The sequence below is a fragment of the Streptomyces sp. NPDC101151 genome (assembly GCF_044768335.1).
Taxonomy (GTDB): domain Bacteria; phylum Actinomycetota; class Actinomycetes; order Streptomycetales; family Streptomycetaceae; genus Streptomyces.
Window position 1 is genome coordinate 26,549 of sequence record NZ_JBIWPP010000023.1, and the last position, 17,846, is coordinate 44,394.

Below are 17,846 nucleotides of genomic sequence, written 5' to 3' on the forward strand. Positions count from 1 at the left end.
ACCCAAGGTCCGGAGAACGACGACCCGCGCGGGCACGACACCTGCGGAAGGAACGCCGACCGCACGGCCGCCGCCGTTGCGGAAACTGCTACCCCCACCGCGGGCGCCGTACCCGCCTGTCTCGCCCCCTGATCAGCACCGGCCCCCACCGGTGCTGCTCATCAGAGTACGGATGGGAGCAGAGAGCGGAAGGCGATTTACAGAACTGGCCGTCCGGCACGTTTATGGTGTGGCGCATGTTTCGTATTGAGGCGGAAGTCGACAAGGACCGACGTAATCTGCTTCGCTCCCGGCTGCGGGACACCAACACGGCGGCGTCCCCGATCCTGGCGGACCTGCGCGGCACACCCGGCGAACGCGAAGCCCCCCTCCACGTCTGGGCGCTGGACCCGGCGGGAGACCTGGCCGGCGGCCTGGTCGGCCACACCTGGACGACCTGGCTGCACGTCAGCTACCTGTGGGTCGACGCCCGCCACCGCGGCACGGGCCTCGGCTCCCACCTCCTCGCCAAGGCCGAACGCATCGCCCGCACCGACCGCGGCTGCACGGCCGCCCGGCTGGAGACATGGGACTTCCAGGCACCGGAGTTCTACAAGAAGCAGGGCTACGACGTGGTGTGCGTGATCCCCGACTATCCACCGGGGATCACGGAGTACACACTGACGAAGCGGCTGGGGTGAGCCGGTCGCGCAGCCGCCGGTACAGGCTCTGCTGAGTCATGGGTCCTCGCGGCCTCAGTATGACGGCGTCGATCTGCCGGAGCAGGTGTTGCGGGGTGGGGGGCGGGTCCGGGCGCGGGCCCAATGAGGATCTCGGCACAGGCCATCAGGCCGGGCAAGTATCCAATCAACGCGCTTGGCCTCGCGGCAGCCCCGCCTGGACCGCCGTTCTGGAGGGGGAGGCGACGGATGGCCGGTCAGAGGCGGATACGGCGGATGTACCAGATACGGCTGCTGCCAGGGAGGGGACGGGGTCGTCACGTCCTCAGCCTTCCGACCGCCCGGCCGAGTTCCTGAGCGCTCCTGCTCGGGCCGGTGCTCGAACGTCATTCCGGCGAGTCCGGGGGGACGGTGGGCGCGGGCGGCCGGGGCGGGATCCGGGCCCCGGGCGGGCCCAGCGGTGGAGGCGGCTGGGGTTCCATCGACCGGCGGGGGCGAGGTGCTGGCGGCCGGGGCGTGAGGGGCGGGGCCGGGGCCGGAGGCGGCGGGGGCTGAGGCAGCTCGCGGTCCACCAGCACCGGGCCGCCCGCCCGCAGCCGCTCGATGGTCTGCCCGGCCCGGCGGCGGGCCAGCGGGTCGTCATCGCGCCGGAAAACGAGCAGGAGCACCCACCGCCTGATCCGGTGGCTCGACAACAGCTGGTACCCAAGCGCGCCTCCGCACGAGGCTTCGCCGACGTGCCGAGCCGCATCTCCACCAGACCCCGGCCGTCGAAGTGGGACCGTGTCTCGTCGTCCGTCATCACTGGTGGGGTTGTGGGAGAGGCCGTCGAACAGTCCCTCCAGCGGGTCCCGGCCGTTGCCGTCGCCGAAGACGAGGTCCGTCGCGTCGTAGCCCCTGACCCACAGGTCGTCGGTGTTCGACTCCCCCGCTCCCCTGTCCTGCTTGAACAGCTTCTCGCGGTAGTCGTCGAGGAACTCGGTGTCGTACTGGCCCTGGCGCATGAGGCTGCTGATGACCTGGGAGCCGAGGGCGCCGATCGGGTTGGGCGACTTGTCGGCGCGGAAGTTCGTGTTGGTCTCGGCGAGGAGGTCCTTCTTCCACTCTCACTCGTCCCACGCCATGTGGCGCCTCCCCCGTGTCTCTCCCCGGTCCACCACCGGCTCTGCCGGACAGGTGCGGACGTGCGACCGCAACGCCGCCGTGAGCGCCATGTACATTACCGGCCCTTGCCAAGTGCCCTGCGACGGCTTGGCACTTCGGCGCCCGGCGCCGCGGTCCTGGAACGACGACACCGGCCCCGTACACGCTGATCGCGTACGAAGCCGGTGTGAGCCGCAGGAACCAATGCCGTCAGTTCACCCGCCGCGCCCCGGCGAAGGCACGAGGGACAGCGCGGTGACCGACGGCCGGCAGCCGGTCGTTGCCGAAGTCACGCATGAGGCCCTCGCCCGCTGTCAGGCCATCGGCCGAGGGCATGTCGAAGCCGTCGAAGCCCTGCGCGCCGAACTGGAGAAGACCCCGACGCTCGGTCGGCGGGCCGGCAGTGCCGTCGGAGAGATGAAGATCTGCACGACCCGCCTCGAACCCACGGACACCCGCCCGGCCCTCACCGTCGCCTGTGTCTACGACGCCCCGCCACCCGAGCCCGGCCTGATTCGCATCGCGCTCGTGTCCGCCGTGCGCTTCGCGGGCGGCGGCACCGAGGGCTGAACCGACACCGCCTCCTCCCTGTCTCAGTTCACCCGCCGGGCCCCCGCCGCCGGCACCGCCTCGAAGACGCGCGGGGCCGTGAAACCGGCCGCGGCGAAGGCCTCCTCGACCGCCTTGGTCAGGGTGTCGACGTCGGTGGCCTCCGCGAGGACGATCGCCGAGCCGCCGAAGCCGCCGCCGGTCATGCGGGCGCCGAGCGCGCCGGTGGCCAGGGCCGTGTCCACGACCAGGTCCAGTTCCGGGCAGGAGATGCGGAAGTCGTCGCGCAGGGAGAGGTGGCCCTCGGTGAGGACCGGGCCGATCGAGCGGGTCTCGCCGGCGCGCAGCAGTTCCACCACGCGCTCCACCCGCTGGTCCTCGGTGACGACGTGCCTGACCAGGCGGACGACTTCTTCCTCGTCGCCGAGCCGGGCGAGGGCCGCGTCCAGGTCGGGGTAGGCGATGTCGCGCAGGGCGTCCACGCCCAGCAGGGCCGCGCCCTTCTCGCAGCCGGCCCGGCGCTTGCCGTACTCACCGCCGCTGTGGGCGTGCTTGACCTGTGTGTCGACGACCAGCAGACGCAGACCCTCGGCCGCCAGGTCGAAGGGGATCTGCTGCTGGGACAGGTCACGGGTGTCGAGGAACAGGGCGTGTCCGGACTCGCAGCAGGCCGAGGCCGTCTGGTCCATGATTCCGGTCGGCGCGCCGACATAGACGTTCTCGGCGCGCTGGCACAGGCGGGCCAGCTGCCAGCGCTGCAGGCCGAGGCCGTACAGGTCGCCGAGCGCGAGCGCGATCACGACCTCCAGGGCCGCCGAGGAGGACAGGCCCGCGCCGGTCGGGACCGTGGAGGCGAGGTGGACGTCGGCGCCGGTGACCGGGTGCCCGGCCTCGCGCAGGGCCCAGGCCACGCCCGCCGGGTACGCCGTCCAGTTCTGGTCGCTCTGCGGTGCGAGCGCGTCCAGCGACAGCTCCACGATCCCGCCCTCGACGTCCGCCGAGTGCAGGCGCAGGATGCCGTCGGTGCGGCGGGAGACGGCCGCGGTCGCCCGGTGCGGCAGCGCGAACGGCATCACGAAGCCGTCGTTGTAGTCCGTGTGCTCGCCGATCAGGTTGACCCGGCCCGGCGCCGCCCACACCCCCTCCGGCTCGGCCCCGTACAACTCGGCGAAGCGCTCCCGGACCTGCTGTTCCCCCACCTACTGCTCCCTTGTGACGGTCCGCGTGAACTCCCACGCGTCGGCGACGATCCCCGCGAGGTCCGCGCGGGACGGGTTCCAGCCCAGCTTCTCGCGGGCCGTGTCGGCCGAGGCGACCAGGACCGCCGGGTCGCCGCCGCGGCGCGGCGCGATGACCTCGGGGATCGGGTGGCCTGTGACCTTGCGGACCGTCTCGACGACCTCACGGACGGAGAATCCGCTGCCGTTGCCGAGGTTGCAGATCAGGTGCTCGCCCGGCTGCGCGGCCGTCAGGGCCAGCAGGTGGGCCTCGGCCAGGTCCGCGACATGGATGTAGTCGCGGACGCAGGTGCCGTCCGGGGTCGGGTAGTCGTCGCCGTAGACGGAGATCGCGTCGCGGCGGCCCTGGGCGACCTGGAGGACCAGGGGGATCAGATGCGACTCGGGGTCGTGGCGCTCGCCGACCATGACACCGGAGGACGTGCCGTACGCGCCGGCCACGTTGAAGTAGCGCAGGGACACCGCGGCCAGGCCGTGGGCGTTCGCCTCGCTGGTGATCATGTGGTCGACGGCGAGCTTGGTGGCGCCGTAGGGGTTGGTGGGCTTCGTCGGGGCGGTCTCCACGATCGGGACCTGCTCCGGCTCGCCGTAGGTGGCCGCCGTGGAGGAGAAGACCAGCTTGCGGACGCCCGCCGCGCGCATGGCGCCGAGCAGGGCCAGGCTGCCGGCGACGTTGTTGTCCCAGTACTTCTCCGGCTTCACGACCGACTCGCCGACCTGCGAGGAGGCGGCGAAGTGCAGCACGCCGTCGTAGGAGGAGTCGAGCCACTTGGCGGCGTCGCGGATGTCGCCCTCGACGAAGGCGGCGCCTGCGGGCACGCCCTCGCGGAAGCCGGTGGAGAGGTTGTCGAGGACGGTCACCTCGTGGCCGGCCTCCAGCAGGTGCTGGGCCACGACACTGCCGACGTAACCTGCGCCACCCGTCACCAGGTACTTCATGAACTCGCTACCTCTCGCAGTCGCTCGGCCGCGCGCTCCGGCGGCACATCGTTGATGAACACGCTCATGCCGGACTCGGAACCCGCGAGAAACTTCAGCTTGCCGGAAGTGCGGCGGATGGTGAAAAGCTCGAGGTGGAGCGCGAAATCGTCCCGCGTCACACCGTCGAACTCCTCCAGCGCGCCGAACGGGGCCTGGTGCCAGGCCGCGATGTACGGCGTCGGCGGCTCACCCTCGCCGAAGATCCGGTCGAAGCGCCTCAAGAGTTCCAGATAGACCTGAGGGAATTCTGTGCGCGCGGCCTCGTCGAGCGCGAGCAGATCGGGCACCCGGCGCTTCGGGTACAGGTGGACCTCGTAGGGCCAGTGCGCGGCGTGGGGCACGAAGGCCGCCCAGTGTTCACTCTCAAGGACGACCCGCTCCCCGGCGAGTTCCTCCTCCAGGACGGCGTCGAAGAGGTTCTCGCCGCCGGTCGCCTCCTTGTGGGCGGCGAGAGAGCGGAGCATCAGGGCGGTGCGGGGCGTGGTGAAGGGGTAGGCGTAGATCTGACCGTGCGGGTGGCCCAGGGTCACGCCGATCTCCGCACCCCGGTTCTCGAAACAGAACACCTGCTCGACGGAGGGCAGATGCGACAGCTCCGACGTCCGGTCCGTCCACGCCTCCAGCACCAGGCGCGCCTGCTCCTCGGCGAGGTCGGCGAAGGAGGCGTCGTGGTCGGAGGTGAAGCAGACGACCTCGCAGCGGCCGAAGTCGCCGGCCAGCGAGGGGAAGCGGTTCTCGAAGACGACGACGTCGTACGTGGAGTCCGGGATCTCGCTCAGCCGCTCATCCCGTGTCGGGCACAGCGGGCATTCGTCGGCCGGCGGGTGGTAGGTGCGGCCCTGACGGTGCGAGGCGATCGCGACCGAATCGCCGAGCAGCGCATCGCGGCGGACCTCGGACGTGGTGACCGTACGGTCCAGCGGGCGGCGGTCGGCGGCGTCCCGCACGGTGTCGTCCCGGAGGTCGTAGTAGATCAGCTCACGACCGTCGGCCAGCCGGGTCGAGGTCTTCTTCACGCCGGACTCCTTGTTCAGCCCCGAAGGGTGTGTCCCGCACCAATCACTCAACACAAACAAACATAACAGACCACAACCCGACAACACCTGCGACCATCACAATCAAACAAAGAACACCATCAGAAGTGTTCAATTACTGAACGCGGAGGCGTAGGTTCCGCTCTGGATCAGTTCGCGCAACGAAGCGAGTACTCATGCAAACCCCCACACATGCCCCCGCCTACCTGGCGGCGGAGCTACGACTCCCCACCAACTGGCTGGACTACACGATCCTGGCGATCTACTTCGTCGTGGTCCTCGGCATCGGCTTCGCGGCCCGCCGCTCGGTGAAGACGAGCCTCGACTTCTTCCTCTCCGGACGCTCGCTGCCCGCCTGGATCACCGGCCTCGCCTTCATCTCGGCGAACCTGGCGGCCACCGAGATCCTGGGCATGGCCGCGAACAGCGCCCAGTACGGCGCCTACACCGTGCACTGGTACTGGATCGGCGCCATCCCCGCCATGGTCTTCCTGGGCCTGGTGATGATGCCCTTCTACTACGGCAGCAAGGTCCGCTCGGTCCCCGAGTTCCTGCTGCTGCGCTTCGACAGGGGCGCCCACCTGCTCAGTTCGATCCTGTTCGCCTTCGCGGCCATCCTGATCGCCGGCGTCAACCTCTACGCCCTCGCGATCGTCGTCGAGGCGCTGCTCGGCTGGCCGCAGTGGGTGGCCATCGTGGTCGCCGGCGCCTTCGTGCTGGCGTACATCACGCTGGGCGGCCTGTCCTCGGCGATCTACAACGAGGTGCTGCAGTTCTTCGTGATCCTGGCGGCCCTGATCCCGATCACCATCCTCGGACTGAAGAAGGTCGGCGGCTGGGGCGGTCTGACCGACAAGCTCACCGCCACCCACGGCGCCGACTTCACCACCGCCTGGGGCGGCACCGGCATCGGCAGCGCCAACCCGCTCGGCGCCAACTGGCTGACCATCGTCCTCGGCCTCGGCTTCGTCCTCTCCTTCGGCTACTGGACGACCAACTTCGCCGAGGTGCAGCGCGCCCTGTCCGCGAAGAACCTCTCCGCCTCGCAGCGCACCCCGCTGATCGCCGCCTACCCGAAGGTCTTCATCGTCTTCCTGGTGATGATCCCGGGCCTGGTCGCCGCCGCACTCGTCCCGAAGATCGGCACCGCCGGCTCCGGCCTGCAGTACAACGACGCCATCCCCTATCTGATGCAGGAGTTGCTCCCCAACGGCGTGCTCGGCATCGCGGTCACCGGCCTGCTCGCCGCGTTCATGGCCGGCATGGCCGCCAACGTGTCGTCGTTCAACACGGTGTTCACCAACGACATCTGGGCCCGCTACGTCGTGCGCGGCCGCGAGGACACGTACTACGTCCGCTTCGGCCGGCTGATCACCGCGATCGGCGTCGCCGCCTCCGTCGGCACGGCGTTCCTGGCGTCCTCGTTCTCGAACATCATGGCCTACCTGCAGACACTGTTCTCCTTCTTCAACGTGCCGATGTTCGTCGTCTTCATCGTCGGCATGTTCTGGAAGCGCGCGTCCGCCAAGTCCGGCTTCTGGGGGCTGCTCGCCGGCACCGTGACCGCGATGGTCAACTACTTCGTGTTCTACAAGAAGGGCATCATCTCGATCCCCACCGACCAGGGCGCCAACTTCGTCTCCGCGATCGCGGGCTTCGTCGCCGGCGCGGTCGTCATGTTCGCCGTCTCCCTGTTCACCAGGCCGAAGCCGGCCGAGGAACTGCAGGGTCTCGTCTACGGCACCCGCTCCCCCGGCATGTCCGAACCGCCCGCCGCCGGCGACGACGCCTGGTACCGCAAGCCCGCCCTGCTGGGCTGGGGCGCGATCGTCCTGGCCGCCGCCTGCTACATCCCGTTCTCGTTCTGACCGCGGGAGGATGAGGAAACCATGACCGAACACTCCGAGGGCCGCCCCGAGCAGTTCCACTACAGCGAGGAAGACGTCCAGCGGGAAGTCACCGAGCTGCAGGGCAAGTCCGCGACCGCGGCCCGCATCTTCGACCTGCGCCGCATCATCGGCGGCCTCTTCGTGCTCTACGGCGTCATCGTCACGATCACCGGCATCACCGACTCCCAGGCCGCCATCGACAAGGCCGAGGGCATCAACATCAACCTGTGGACCGGCATCGGCATGCTGCTCCTGGGCATCTTCTTCCTGGCCTGGCTCAAGCTGCGGCCCACTCCGCCGCCGCTGCCCCCGCAGGGGCTGCCGGAGGAGAAGGAGTAACGGCCTCCCGTCGCGGGCGGACGGCCGGGGCCGGAGTCCCTACGATTCCGGCCCCGCAGGAGGCGTCCAGTCCGTGTTGGTCACCGGACCCGCCCGGTCCAGCAGCCCCGTCCGCGCCGCCAACGCCGCCGCCTCCAGCCGCGACCCCACGCCCAGCTTCATCAGCACCCGCTGTACATGCGTACGCGCGGTGCTCGGCGCGATCCCCATACCGGCCGCGATCAACCGGGTGTCCTCCCCGTCGGCGACCCTGACCAGCACCTCCACCTCGCGCGGAGTGAGCATCTGCAGCAGCCGCTGCCCCTCGTCATCGGGCTGCGCCGCCGGATTGAGCAGTTCACCGAAGGCCCCCTGCAGCAACTGCGGGGCCACCGCCGCCTCCCCCGCCCGGGCCTTCATGATGGCCCGCTCGACCCCCTCGATCCGCTCGTCGTGGCGCACGTACCCCGACGCACCGGCCGCGAACGCCGCCGCGATGCCCCGCGGCGACGGCACCGGGCCCAGCACCAGCACCGCCACCTGCGGCCGCTCCCGCTTGATCTTCACCACCGGGTCGAAGGCCCCGGGCTCGGCCGGCGCCGCCGTGCCCAGCAGGCACACTTCCGGCGCCCGCGCGATCACCAGGTCCGCCGCACCCGCCGCCGGCGCCGCCGCCGCCAGCACCCGGTGCCCGCGCAGCTTCAGCGCCGACGCCAACGCCTCCGCGAGCAGGCGATGGTCGTCGACGACCATGAGCCGCACTCCCATAGAGCAACCCCCCAGTCCCCCCCATGGATGCCCCACTATGGACGCCCACCGGTCCACAACGACAGAGGGCCCCCCGGCACCCCGCCTTCATGCCCCCGGAAGCTACACGCTTGTTCGACGTCGCGCTGCCCCTATGAAGGAGAAGTGCCCCGGATCGATGAAATCCGGGGCACTCCCTGGTAATACCTCGCATTCGCCCCGGGCGCCCTGAAGCGCTCGGGGGCGTGCGATCAGCCGCCCGCGCCGAACGCGAGCAGCAGGTACTCCTTGTCGTAGGAGGTCTTGTGCGCGTACACGGCCGACATGTACAGCCGGCCCTGTCCGAACAGGATCTCCGAGTATTCCGGGAGCATCCCGGTCTCCTCCTGCCGCACGTCCTGCGTGGCCGGGTTCTCCAGCAGCGTGGTCGCCTTGAAGGAGCCGCCGTCGATGCTGACGATCTGGCCGCCCTTGTCGTACGGCGGGCGCTTGTAGGCGATCAGGTTGCCGCCGTCCATGCGCAGCGGGGAGATCGTGTAGTCGCTGCCGGCCGTGGCGCGCTGGCCGGTCTGCTTGCCGGTGGCCAGGTCGAAGGCGACGATCTCGTTGGTCTTGCTGTACTTGCCGCCGTCGTCGTGCTCCTCGGTCGGCACGTACAGCCTGCCGTTGCCGGCGACGATCTCCTTGCAGTCCTCGACGCGGCTGATGCCGTCGCACCGGCCGGCGTAGGTGTCGCTGGGCGCGGAGATACGGGTGAGCAGCTTGCCGGTCTTGTTGTCGATGGAGAAGTAGTCCGAGACGCCGCTGCCGTCGCCCGCGCTGTCGCCGACATCGGCGGCCACCACCAGCGGGTCGGTCGAGACGACGCTGGCGTACTCGATGCCCTCGGCCATCTGGTAGTCGGAGATCACCTTCCCGGACTTCGGGTCGATGGTCTGGATGTGCAGCTGACGGTTGTCGTAGGTGCCGCACTTGCGCACCGCGACCAGCTTGGCGCCGCCGCCGTACCCGGCGTCGAAGCAGGAGTCCTCCGGCTTCGGCTGCCACAGCACCTTGGCGGAGTCGATGTCGAACGCGGCACCGCCGTCGGTGCTGCCGACCGCGACGGTGTGCTGAGAGACCGTCACGTTCTGGAGGTTGACCGAGACATCACCGGTCTTGACCGTCTTGGTCCACAGCCGGGTGCCCTTGTCGAGGTCGACGGCGGCGAGCTGGGTGCAGCCGGCGGTGGAGTTCTTGGCGGGCATCTCCGGCTGGAAGACGATCGCCGTCTTGTTGTCCTCGGTGACGTGATCGCTGGCCGTGCACACCGGGCCGGGCAGCTTGAGCGTCCACAGCTCGGTGCCCTTGGCGGGGTCGTAACCGACGATCTCCGCGACCCCGCTCTTGGCGTACACCTTGTCGGTCAGCCAGGAACCCGCGGTGACGACGGTGTCCTTCGTCTGGGGCAGCGGCACCTTGAACAGGATGTCGGCCGCGGGGTTCGCGGGCGCCTTCTCCTTGCCGCCGGAAGTGGTTCCGCCGGAGCCGTCCTTGCCGCCCGAGCCACCGCTGGAACTGGCGGTCTCGTCCTTCTTGCCGTCGTCCTTGGCGGACTTGGCGTACCAGATTCCGCCGCCGACGATCAGGGCGATCACGACGAGCGCCGCGACGATGATGACGAGGGCGTTGTTGTTCTTGCCGCCGCCGGACTGCGCGGGCTGCGGCGGCATCGGCGCGGCGGGGCCGCCCGGGTAGCCGTAACCCGGCTGCTGGGCATAGGGACCCGTGGGCGGGGCCGGCTGGCCGTACGGGTTCTGCTGCGTGCCGGGGTAGCCGTAGCCGGGCTGGGGCGGCTGCGGGGGCTGGGGCGCCTGGGGGTAGCCGTAGCCGGGCTGGGGGGCCTGGGGCTGCTGCGGGTAGCCGTAGCCGGGCTGGGGCGGCTGAGGCGCCGGCGGCTGCTGCGGGTGGCCGCCACCGGGCTGGGGGCCCTGCTGGAAGCCCGGCGGGGTCGGCGGGACCGGCGGGGCCGTGGGCGGCTGGTTCTGGGGCGGGCCGAAACCGCCCTGCTGCGGGGGCTGGTTCGGCGGCTGGCTGGGCGGCGGGGGCGGCTGGGTCATGACGCGGGTACCTCGGTGAAGCTGTCGGGGCCGGACGGCGGAAGGAGGACGGGAGACGGGCCGGGGCTCACTTGCCGAAGGCCATCATCAGCTTCTCCTTCGAGTCGTCGTTGCCGGAGAGCCGGGTCGAGGAGATGTAGAAGCGTCCGTCGGCCCAGTCGACGGCACCGTCGAAGAAGGCGTTCTCGATCTCCGCGGTGCCCGCCGGGTTCTGCAGCAGCTTGGCCGTCGTGTGCGCGCCACCGGCGACCGGGATCGACACGACCTGGCCGCCCGCGTCGTAGGACGGCTCCACATAGGCGATGAGCTTGCCGCCCTCCGCCTTGAGCGGTGACATCGACTCGTCCGCGGGCGACTTGACGCGCCACTTCTCCTTGCCGTTGGCAAGGCTGATGGCGACGATCTCGTTGGCGCCGCTCGTGGCGTCGGTGGGCAGGTACAGCGTGTCCGCGTCGACGGCGACGCCCTGGCAGCCCTGCAGGTCGCGTGCGAGGATCGCCCAGCCGCAGCGCGGGGCGAACTTCTCGTTCACCTTGACCTCCGAGCGGAACTTGCCGTCCTTGGTGAAGGTGGAGATGTTCCAGGCCTTCTTGCTCTCGTTGGTCAGGTAGACCACGAGCGGGTCGAGGGAGTACGTCCGCGCGACCTTCCAGCCCTTCTTGACCGGCTGCGTCCACTTGACCTTGCCGCCCGCCGGGTCGAGTTCCTGGATCTCGTCGTGCTCGTTGGCGGCGCCCGCGTTGCAGGAGGCCACCTGGACCAGCCGGCCCGAGCCGCCCGCGAACGCGGTCGGGAAGCAGGCCGAGCCGTACTTCTTCTTGTCGAACAGCTTGCGTCCGGTGTCGATGTCGTACGCCGTGCCCGACTGCGAGCGGCCGACCATCAGCGTCTTCCCGCTGGTGGTCAGCTCGATGCTGATCGCGCTGTCGAACAGCTCGCCGTCGGCTACCTGGGCGGTCCAGCCCTTCTTGCCGGTGTTCAGGTCGATCTGCTGGAGCTGGTTGCACTTGGCGCGGTCGCTGACTCCGCTCATGTACGCCACGACGATCTTGTCGTCGGCCGACTTCTGCGGGGTGACCGAGCAGATCTTCTGCGGGAACGTGATCGGGTCCCAGGCGGGGTTGCCGTCGCCGACGTTGTAGGCGAAGAGCTGCTTGTACGCCGCCTTCACCGCCGTCTTGTCGGTGATCCACATGCCGGGCGCGTCGGCGCCGGACCCAGGGGCGTCGGGTGCGGTCTTGTACCAGAGCACCTTCGCCTCGCCGGGCTTGCGGCCCTCGTTGAGGTTCTCCGGGTCCGCACCGCCGTCGCCGCTGCCGTCACCGGGGTTGACCGGGGCGTCGGAGGAGGACTGCTTGTCGTCGTCGCTCTGCTGGGCGACCGGCTTCTTCTTGCCGCCGTCGTCGCCGCTCGTGACCGCGTAGACGGTGCCGCCGACGACGACCAGCGCGGCCACCGCGGCGCCGATGATCAGCGCGGTCCGCCCCTTCGCCGGCTTCCCGCCGAAGGGCGCGCCGCCGGGCACGGTGCCGGGGGCACCCGGGTACTGGGGCGGCTGCTGCGGGTAGCCGTAGCCGGGCTGGGGGGCGTACGGGCCGGGCTGCTGGGGCTGGGCGTACGGGCCCGGTGCGCCGGCTCCGGGTGCGCCGGGGGCTCCGTACGGGCCCGGCTGGGCGTAGGGGCCGGGCTGTTGGGGGTAGCCGTAGCCGGGCTGGGGCTGCGGGGGCTGAGCCGGTGCCTGGGGCGGTTGGGCCGGCGGGGGTGGCGGCTGCGGGGCGCCGAATCCACCGCCGTGCGGCGGCTGGTCCTGCGGTGCTCCGAAGCCGCCCTGCGGCGGCTGGTCGGGCGGCTGGTTCATCAGCGCTCTTCCCCCTCGTTCACTGATTTTTAGCCACGCCCTGAGGTTCGTTCACGGACCCAAGGTCGTACTCAGACAGTTCTCAGACGGCTCTTTCTATCACCCGCCGCCGACAGCGCACGGGCCCGAGCCCGCGCCTGTTCCCAAGGGAGAACCGGCCCGTGATGCCGCCGTTATGCGCCTTCACGCCCCCTTCACGCGGCGCACGCAACAGCCTTGCGCGCGGCCGGTTCACGCTGTGCACGCCAAGTGGGTGCGCCGCGTCGCAGGCGCGCGATCCAGCCGCGCACGCCCTTGCGCAGGACGGCAGCGTGCGCGCGTGCGCGCTACGCGTCCTCCGCCAGCTCCAGCCAGCGCAGCTCCAGTTCCTCGCGCTCCCCGGCCAGATCGCGCAACTGGGCGTCCAGTTCCGCGACCTTGGCGAAGTCGGTGGCGTTCTCGGCGATCTGGGCGTGCAGCCTGGACTCCTTCTCGGAGACCTTGTCCAACTGCCGCTCGATCTTCTGGAGTTCCTTCTTGGCGGCACGCTGGTCGGCGGCGCTCCTGTCCGCCCCGGCCGTCCTGGGCACCGCGGCGGTCTGGGCGGCGACCGCCTCCTCCATCCGCTGCCGCCGCTCCAGGTACTCGTCGATGCCGCGCGGCAGCATCCGCAGGGTGCTGTCGCCGAGGAGGGCGAACACCCGGTCCGTGGTGCGCTCCACGAAGAACCGGTCGTGGGAGATGACGATCATCGAGCCGGGCCAGCCGTCGAGGACGTCCTCGAGCTGGGTGAGGGTCTCGATGTCGAGGTCGTTGGTGGGCTCGTCGAGGAAGAGGACGTTGGGCTCGTCCATGAGGAGGCGCAGCAGCTGCAGGCGCCGTCGCTCACCACCCGACAGGTCGCCGACCGGCGTCCACTGCTTCTCCTTGTTGAACCCGAACGTCTCGCACAGCTGCCCGGCGGTCATCTCGCGTCCCTTGCCGAGGTCGACGCGTTCCCGGACCTGCTGCACGGCCTCCAGGACCCGCAGGGCGGGGTTGAGTTCGGCGACCTCCTGGGAGAGGTAGGCGAGCTTGACGGTCCTGCCGACGGCGACGCGGCCGCCGGCCGGCTGCGTCTCGCCCTCGGTCCGGGCCGCCTCGGCCATGGCCCGCAGCAGGGAGGTCTTGCCGGCGCCGTTGACGCCGACGAGCCCGATGCGGTCGCCGGGGCCGAGCTGCCAGGTGACGTGCTGGAGCAGCACCTTGGGCCCGGCCTGCACGGTGACGTTCTCGAGGTCGAAGACGGTCTTGCCGAGGCGGGAGGAGGCGAACTTCATCAGCTCACTGGTGTCCCTGGGCGGCGGCACGTCCGCGATCAGCTCGTTGGCGGCCTCGACCCTGAAGCGCGGCTTGGAGGTACGCGCGGGCGCCCCGCGGCGCAGCCAGGCCAGCTCCTTGCGGATCAGGTTCTGCCGCTTGACCTCCTCGGTGGCGGCGATCCGCTCGCGCTCCGCGCGCGCGAAGACATAGTCGGAGTAGCCGCCCTCGTACTCGTGGACGGCACCGCGCTGCACGTCCCACATGCGGGTGCACACCTGGTCCAGGAACCACCGGTCGTGCGTCACGCACACCAGCGCCGAGCGGCGGTTCTGCAGGTGCCGGGCGAGCCAGGCGATGCCCTCGACGTCGAGGTGGTTGGTGGGCTCGTCAAGGGCGATCAGGTCCTGTTCCTCGATGAGCAGCTTGGCGAGCGCGATACGGCGTCGCTCACCGCCGGACAGCGGTGCGATGACGGTGTCCAGGCCCTTCGGGAACCCGGGCAGGTCGAGCCCGCCGAACAGGCCGGTGAGCACGTCCCGGACCTTGGCGTTGCCGGCCCACTCGTGGTCGGCCATGTCGCCGATGACCTCGTGCCGGACGGTCGCGGCGGGGTCCAGGGAGTCGTGCTGGGTGAGCACGCCGAGGCGCAGTCCGCCGGAGTGGGTGACCCGCCCGGTGTCCGCCTCCTCCAGCTTGGCGAGCATCCGGACGAGGGTGGTCTTGCCGTCGCCGTTGCGGCCCACCACACCGATCCGGTCGCCCTCGGACACACCGAGCGAGACGCCGTCCAGCAGGGCACGGGTGCCGTACACCTTGCTGACGTTCTCGACATTGACCAGGTTGACGGCCATTTCACTCCTGCCCAGGGGGATGGATCGACCTTCCAGGGTAGTCGGAGGTCAGCCGTCGCTTTTCTGCCGCTCCTCCTGGCGCCGCAGGTAGTGCCAGACCGCCGTCAGCGGCAGGATCTCGTCCACGGATTCCCCGTCCACGGGGCCGATGCGGTGTTCGGCCTCCACACAGCGCGGGTCGTCGCGGTGGGCCAGCCCCGCGACCGCGTGGGCACGCGTGCGCTGCCGCTCGTCGTGGGTGAGTTCCAGCAGTGCGTCGCCGATCTCCGGCTCGGGGCCCCGGTAGTGCCCGAGCCGGTGGCAGGCGGCGGCGCGCACGTCGGCGTCCGGGTCGCGGGCCAGGGCGAGCAGCGCGGCCAGGCTCCGCGGGGCGAGCCCCTGCGGACCGGCGTCCAGCAGCTCCGGCACCCAGGAGCGGACGCCTGGATCCGGATGCGTGACGTACGGCAGGCCGACCGCCTCGGCCTCGGGTCCGCCGACCCAGGTCAGCCCGTTGAGCAGGGCGTCCAGCACTCGTGCGTCCCCTTCCCGTTCGGCCCAGGGGAGGAGCTCCCGGGCCCGGTCCTGGAAGCGGGGTTCTCTGTGCTGCATGTCCGCGATGACCGTGCTCAGCAGCACGTCGGCGGCGAAAAGGCGGTTCAGCGGGCCGGGGTCGCGGCTCAGGGCGGTGGCCGTGGCCCAGGTCTCCTCGTCCAGCCGGTGCCCCAGCGCCATCGCCGACTCGCTCCACACCGCGTGGTCGCGGTCCGGGCGGGCCAGTGCGCGCGCGTGCAGCTCGGCGAAGGGCGGGCGCAGCCGCAGCTTCGCCTCCACGGCCGTGAGGATCGCCAGGTGCCCGTCGCACAGCGTCAGCCCGCCGAGCGTGAGCTTCTCGTACCAGGTGCCGGCCTCGTCCTCCACCCGGGTCCGCCCGGCCGGGCCCGGCAGGCCGGTCAGGCGCCGCAGTTCGGTCTCCGGGTCGGTCTGCGCCCGGCGGCGTGCGTGCTCCAGCAGCTCCTCGCGCGCCGGGCCGGGACGGCGTACCACTTCGGGGAACACGGCCCACATCAGCCGTGGTGAGCCGCCGTCCACCGCCCGCAGCAGCGGCGTGGTGCCGTCGGGCAGCCGCCGCAGCGCGTCGGCCCCGGCCTGTACCAGGGCCTCGGCGACCGGCTGGTCGTCCGCGGCGATCGCCCGGCACAGCACCGGGACACTCCCGCTCCCGTCGGGTGTGTCCGGATCGGCACCGGCGTCCAGCAGCTCCCGGACGTGCCCGGCGTCCCCGCTGCGTACGGCTGCGACGAGCGGTGCCACGTCCTGCGCGTCCATGTGTCTGCCCCCTGGCTGTCACCGTTCCCCGGCGGAGCCGGCGGAACTCCCCGGCGGAACCGGCCGGGAGAGCCTAGGAGGATGCCACCGGCCGGGGCAGCCGATTTACGGTGCGGCGGGCAGGCCGGTCACCGTGGCGCCCGGCGCGGGCGCCGTCGCCGTGCGTACCGTGCGGCAGGTGCCGGAGGACCGGAGGACGTCGGCGATCTTCGTGGCCGACTCCGGGTCGCGGGCGAGAAAGGCCGTCGTGGGCCCCGAGCCGGAGACGAGCGCGGCGAGGGCGCCCGCGCCGCGGCCCGCGTCGAGCGTGTCGGCCAGCTCCGGGAAGAGGGAGAGCGCGGCGGGCTGCAGGTCGTTGGAGACGGCGGCCGCGAGCGCGTCGGGGTCGCCCTTGGCGAGCGCGTCGATGAGGTCGGCCGAGGCCACCGGCTCGGGGATGTCACGCCCCTCGGCGAGGCGGTCGAACTCGCGGAAGACGGCCGGGGTGGACAGTCCCCGCCCGGCCATCGCGAACACCCAGTGGAAGGGGCCGCCGACCTCCAGGACGGTCAGCTGCTCCCCGCGCCCGATACCGAGGGCCGCACCCCCGACCAGGCTGAACGGGACGTCGCTGCCCAGTTCGGCGCAGATGGCGAGGAGTTCGGCGCGCGAGGCCCCGGCGCCCCAGAGGGTGTTGCAGGCGAGCAGGGCGCCCGCGCCGTCCGCGCTGCCGCCCGCCATGCCGCCCGCGACCGGGATGTCCTTGGCGATGTGGATGTGCACGGCCGGCTCGATGCCCCGGCGTGCGGCGAGCGCGACGGCCGCGCGTGCGGCGAGGTTCGTGCCGTCCAGGGGGACCTGGCCGGCGTCCGGCCCCTCGCAGGTGACGCGCAGGTCGTCCGCCGGCGTGACGGTGACCTCGTCGTACAGACCGACCGCCAGGAACACGTTGGCGAGGTCGTGGAACCCGTCGGGGCGGGCGGCGCCCACCGCGAGCTGGACGTTGACCTTTGCCGGCACCCGGACCGTCACGCTCACTTGCCCGCCTCCCTCTGCTCGGCGATCCGAGCGAACTCCTCCACCGTCAGTGACTCCCCGCGCGCCTGCGGCGAGACCCCGGCCGCGACCAGGGCCGCCTCGGCGGCGGCCGCGGACCCGGCCCAGCCGGCCAGCGCCGCACGCAGGGTCTTGCGGCGCTGCGCGAACGCCGCGTCGACGGCCGCGAAGACCTGCTTCCTCGAGGCCGTGGTCTTGATCGGTTCGGCCCGCCGGACGAGCGAGACCAGCCCGCTGTCGACGTTCGGCGCGGGCCAGAAGACGTTGCGCCCGATGGCACCGGCCCGCTTCACGTCGGCGTACCAGTTGGCCTTCACGGACGGGACGCCGTACACCTTGGAGCCGGGTGCGGCGGCCAGCCGGTCGGCGACCTCGGACTGCACCATCACGAGCGTCCGCTCGATGCTCGGGAAGGTCTCGAGCATGTGCAGCAGCACCGGTACGGCCACGTTGTAGGGGAGGTTCGCGACCAGTGCCGTCGGTGCGAGGCCGGGCAGTTCGGCCACATGCATCGCGTCCGAGTGGACCAGCGCGAACCGGTCGGCACGCTCCGGCATGCGGGCGGCGACCGTCGCGGGCAGCGCGCCGGCCAGCACGTCGTCGATCTCGACGGCGGTGACCCGGTCGGCGGCCTCCAGCAGCGCGAGCGTGAGGGAACCGAGCCCGGGGCCGACCTCGACGACCACGTCGTCGGGACGGACCCCGGCGGTGCGGACGATACGGCGGACCGTGTTGGCGTCGATCACGAAGTTCTGGCCGCGCTGCTTGGTGGGACGGACACCGAGCGCTGCCGCCAGCTCACGGATGTCGGCGGGGCCGAGGAGGGCGTCGGGGGTGGGGCTGCTCACGGGACAAG

At 71.2% G+C, this 17,846-nt stretch carries 15 protein-coding genes; 4 read left to right on the plus strand and 11 right to left on the minus strand.

The genetic code is table 11. The features are described 5' to 3' along the window. Nucleotides 1-224: 224 nt before the first annotated feature. Complete coding sequence (locus tag ACIRU3_RS32290) at nucleotides 225-680, plus strand: GNAT family N-acetyltransferase (RefSeq protein ID WP_404063796.1); 456 nt, start codon at nucleotides 225-227, stop codon at nucleotides 678-680. Between the two features lie 365 nt (nucleotides 681-1,045). Here ACIRU3_RS32290 and ACIRU3_RS32295 read toward each other — a convergent pair whose 3' ends face one another. Next, the gene (locus tag ACIRU3_RS32295; protein ID WP_404063799.1) at nucleotides 1,046-1,663 is read right to left on the minus strand and encodes a hypothetical protein; all 618 of its coding nucleotides are present in this window, start codon (nucleotides 1,661-1,663) and stop codon (nucleotides 1,046-1,048) included. Between the two features lie 394 nt (nucleotides 1,664-2,057). Between ACIRU3_RS32295 and ACIRU3_RS32300 the strand changes: the two genes are divergently transcribed. Beyond that, entirely contained in the window at nucleotides 2,058-2,372 is a 315-nt protein-coding gene (locus ACIRU3_RS32300) for a hypothetical protein (RefSeq protein WP_404063802.1), read from the plus strand. Nucleotides 2,373-2,395: 23 nt separating this feature from the next. Here ACIRU3_RS32300 and galK read toward each other — a convergent pair whose 3' ends face one another. From galK to galT, 3 genes are read right to left on the minus strand one after another with little or no spacing between them, the layout of a single operon-like run. Then, on the minus strand, nucleotides 2,396-3,550 hold the full coding sequence (gene galK / locus ACIRU3_RS32305) for a galactokinase (RefSeq protein WP_404063804.1): 1,155 nt from the start codon (nucleotides 3,548-3,550) through the stop codon (nucleotides 2,396-2,398). Beyond that, on the minus strand, nucleotides 3,551-4,528 hold the full coding sequence (gene galE, locus ACIRU3_RS32310; protein WP_404063807.1) for a UDP-glucose 4-epimerase GalE: 978 nt from the start codon (nucleotides 4,526-4,528) through the stop codon (nucleotides 3,551-3,553). After that, on the minus strand, nucleotides 4,525-5,586 hold the full coding sequence (gene galT, locus ACIRU3_RS32315; protein WP_404063810.1) for a galactose-1-phosphate uridylyltransferase: 1,062 nt from the start codon (nucleotides 5,584-5,586) through the stop codon (nucleotides 4,525-4,527). The genes galE and galT overlap by 4 nt, the downstream gene beginning before the upstream one ends. A 194-nt stretch (nucleotides 5,587-5,780) precedes the next feature. Here galT and ACIRU3_RS32320 point away from each other — a divergent pair, with 194 nt between their 5' ends. Continuing rightward, nucleotides 5,781-7,472, plus strand: coding sequence for a sodium:solute symporter family protein (locus ACIRU3_RS32320; RefSeq protein ID WP_404063813.1), 1,692 nt, complete (start codon nucleotides 5,781-5,783; stop codon nucleotides 7,470-7,472). Nucleotides 7,473-7,493: 21 nt separating this feature from the next. Next, entirely contained in the window at nucleotides 7,494-7,832 is a 339-nt protein-coding gene (locus tag ACIRU3_RS32325; RefSeq protein ID WP_404063816.1) for a hypothetical protein, read from the plus strand. A 39-nt stretch (nucleotides 7,833-7,871) separates the two neighbouring features. Here ACIRU3_RS32325 and ACIRU3_RS32330 read toward each other — a convergent pair whose 3' ends face one another. The 7 genes from ACIRU3_RS32330 to rsmA form a co-directional block, all read right to left on the minus strand. Next, nucleotides 7,872-8,579, minus strand: coding sequence for a LuxR C-terminal-related transcriptional regulator (locus ACIRU3_RS32330; protein ID WP_404063818.1), 708 nt, complete (start codon nucleotides 8,577-8,579; stop codon nucleotides 7,872-7,874). 230 nt (nucleotides 8,580-8,809) lie between these two features. Then, nucleotides 8,810-10,657, minus strand: a complete 1,848-nt coding sequence (locus ACIRU3_RS32335) for a PQQ-binding-like beta-propeller repeat protein (protein WP_404063821.1) — start codon at nucleotides 10,655-10,657, stop codon at nucleotides 8,810-8,812. A gap of 67 nt (nucleotides 10,658-10,724) precedes the next feature. Beyond that, a complete protein-coding gene (locus ACIRU3_RS32340; protein ID WP_404063824.1) occupies nucleotides 10,725-12,515 on the minus strand; it encodes a PQQ-binding-like beta-propeller repeat protein in 1,791 nt (596 codons plus the stop codon). Between the two features lie 326 nt (nucleotides 12,516-12,841). Next, nucleotides 12,842-14,647 carry an ABC-F family ATP-binding cassette domain-containing protein gene (locus tag ACIRU3_RS32345; RefSeq protein WP_404063827.1) on the minus strand — a complete coding sequence of 602 codons (1,806 nt, stop codon included), beginning with the start codon at nucleotides 14,645-14,647 and terminating at the stop codon, nucleotides 12,842-12,844. A gap of 48 nt (nucleotides 14,648-14,695) precedes the next feature. Then, the gene (locus ACIRU3_RS32350) at nucleotides 14,696-15,955 is read right to left on the minus strand and encodes a HEAT repeat domain-containing protein (protein ID WP_404063830.1); all 1,260 of its coding nucleotides are present in this window, start codon (nucleotides 15,953-15,955) and stop codon (nucleotides 14,696-14,698) included. Between the two features lie 105 nt (nucleotides 15,956-16,060). Continuing rightward, nucleotides 16,061-16,972, minus strand: a complete 912-nt coding sequence (locus tag ACIRU3_RS32355) for a 4-(cytidine 5'-diphospho)-2-C-methyl-D-erythritol kinase (RefSeq protein ID WP_404063833.1) — start codon at nucleotides 16,970-16,972, stop codon at nucleotides 16,061-16,063. Beyond that, nucleotides 16,969-17,838, minus strand: coding sequence for a 16S rRNA (adenine(1518)-N(6)/adenine(1519)-N(6))-dimethyltransferase RsmA (gene rsmA / locus ACIRU3_RS32360; protein WP_404063835.1), 870 nt, complete (start codon nucleotides 17,836-17,838; stop codon nucleotides 16,969-16,971). Before rsmA ends, ACIRU3_RS32355 begins: the two co-directional genes overlap by 4 nt. Nucleotides 17,839-17,846: the final 8 nt, after the last annotated feature.